The sequence below is a fragment of the Pseudarthrobacter sp. rb genome (genome assembly GCF_056389225.1).
Window position 1 is genome coordinate 1 of the sequence record NZ_JBWJAR010000040.1, and the last position, 2,071, is coordinate 2,071.

The following is a 2,071-nucleotide window of genomic DNA, read 5'->3' on the forward strand; positions in this document are numbered from 1 at the left end:
GCCGCTTAAGACGCGGCAGGACAAGTAAGGAAGTGGGCAGATCTCATGGCCACCGGTGGGCAGTTCTACTGGCCGTCAGTGGGCACTTTCGTGGCCGCCTACGGGCAGTTTTTCATGGCCGCTTACAGCCATGCAGCGGGAGAACTTTGAAATCGTCTACCCGGACGGAACGTTGTGGGCGGGCCCCGTTAAAGAACAGCAGAGGGTACCGGGTCAGCCATTGGCAGACTCTGAACGACGTTCGTCAAAACGATATCGTTTTGAACTACGCAAACCCCTACATCCGCGGCCTCAGCCGGGTAGCTGCCCGTCCTCGTCCTGCTTTTCCGCCTAGAGGCTATAAGGAACCTTCCGACACCGAGGGCATCCTGGTTCTCACGGAACCGCTCCGAGAAGTTCACATTCCGTGGACCCACGCACGCGAGATGCTGCCATCAGGAGAAGGACCGCTCACCTCGGCGCGAGAGGCGAGAAACGGCTACTTCTTCCCACTAAACCATCAGGCTGCCTTGGATCTGCTACAAGCCGCAGGTCTGATCTTCCTGACCGAGAACCCAAGCGAGGAATGGGAGCCTCCATCAAGAGACGACGTAGCTCGCGTTACAGACCGATGGAGTACAAGTGTTGACCGAGTGGAACAACGCTTTCTGCGGCGTCAACAGATCGAGTACCGCGGCAGTTCGTGCTCCCTTTGCGGGAGTGAGTTGCCCGAAGAACTGCTTATCGCTGCCCACATCAAGCCCCGTTCCGTGTGTTCAGAGAAGGAACGCATGGATATTCGAAATGTCGCCATGCTGGCGTGTTTGTTCGGCTGTGATGCACTTTTCGAACTCGGCTACCTCATCGTCAACGGAGCAGGAATTATCGAAGCCGGACGACCTGCGCCCACAGCAGTTAAAGAGCGGGCAGAGGACATCATTCAGCGAAGATGTCGGGCGCACGACCAAGCGTCGGGCCAGTACTTCGCCTGGCATCGAGAACATCATCAACGTCAGCCCAACCCCACGCTTTGAAAAGACAACCTCCGCTGCCTAGGTACGACGACACGCCCTGCGGTGGGTGCGGTGGGTAAGCGTCGTCACTGACAGCCTCGCCTGCGACGACTACTTACAACAGGTAGCTGGGAGGGCCGGCCAGAGATCGTTGCCTTATCCGTAGACCGGGTCCAGGTGACCGAACCGCTCACAGCCGACCCGACCCGCTACCTGCGGGCGAACCGGTACATGAAGGCTGCCATGGCGTCCCGGTTGATGGATTGGTGCGGCTGGTAGGAGTGGCTACCGTCAGGGTCGACCATCCGGTCGAGATACCGCTCTGTGCAAGCCATGCCATTTCTTTGTCCAACTGCTGCGTGGTCAGTACATCGTTGAATGGTGAATCCGTGGGCGGGGTGTTGCGGGGATCCTGCCGTGCGGTCCCCTCCGTGCCGCTGCCTATCTTGCCCTGGACATCAACCCAAAATGACCCACCCGCTGGTCACGGATCTTGCCGTTGACGGTGGCCCCGTTGCGGCGACCTGCGGGGTGTTGAAGTTCAGCAAGCAAGGCTCATCAATAGCAGTCCAACCCAACGCCTTGGAAACGACAGCCGCCGCCGGCAAGGAGAAGACCACACCCCTTGCTTCAGCTGTATCTAAGCTTTGTCGTCGAAAGCTGGGCCGGCGACGCGTACCTGCACCAGGTAGCGACGCGGGAGCCTTCGACTCATATGACTGAACCGCTCACAGCAAACGCGTTACCTCTAGGCGGACCGGTACATGAAGGCTCCCTGGCGTCCCGGTTGATGGATTGCAGAGGCTGGTAGGAGCGGCTGCCATCAGCGTTGACCTATCCGGACGAGATACCGGTATCAGCCAGTCAAGTCATCGCCTTGTAGAACTGCTGGGCAGTAGACACATCCTTGAACGGTAAAACCAGGCCAGGTTAGTCGCTCGGCGAACGCCGGGCTCCGGACTTCCGGAACCCGGCGTTGGCCTGATGGACTCTTAGAGGGCGCCGAACTTTGTGTTGAAGCGATACATGAAGGCGGCCATCGCGTCCCTGTTCACGGACTGGAGCGGACGGTAGGTCTT

The 2,071-nt window shown here is 59.1% G+C and carries 2 protein-coding genes and 1 pseudogene; 2 read left to right on the top strand and 1 reads right to left on the bottom strand.

Features of this window, described 5'->3' with window-relative positions; translation table 11 throughout:
- The first annotated feature begins 260 nt into the window (after positions 1-260).
- Complete coding sequence (locus ACWRN3_RS22660) at positions 261-1,013, top strand: HNH endonuclease (RefSeq protein ID WP_476742007.1); 753 nt, start codon at positions 261-263, stop codon at positions 1,011-1,013.
- A gap of 188 nt (positions 1,014-1,201) precedes the next feature.
- Here the strand turns inward: ACWRN3_RS22660 and ACWRN3_RS22665 are convergent, their stop codons facing one another.
- A complete protein-coding gene (locus tag ACWRN3_RS22665) occupies positions 1,202-1,327 on the bottom strand; it encodes a hypothetical protein (protein WP_476742008.1) in 126 nt (41 codons plus the stop codon).
- Between the two features lie 95 nt (positions 1,328-1,422).
- Between ACWRN3_RS22665 and ACWRN3_RS22670 the strand changes: the two are divergent.
- Positions 1,423-1,547 (top strand): annotated as a pseudogene (locus ACWRN3_RS22670) (IS3 family transposase); the annotation flags it as partial.
- Positions 1,548-2,071 lie beyond the last annotated feature (524 nt).

Coding starts and splice junctions, on each gene's coding strand:
- ACWRN3_RS22665 (WP_476742008.1), bottom strand. CDS start 1,327: ATGGCTTGCACAGAGCGGTATCTCGACCGGATGGTCGACCCTGACGGT.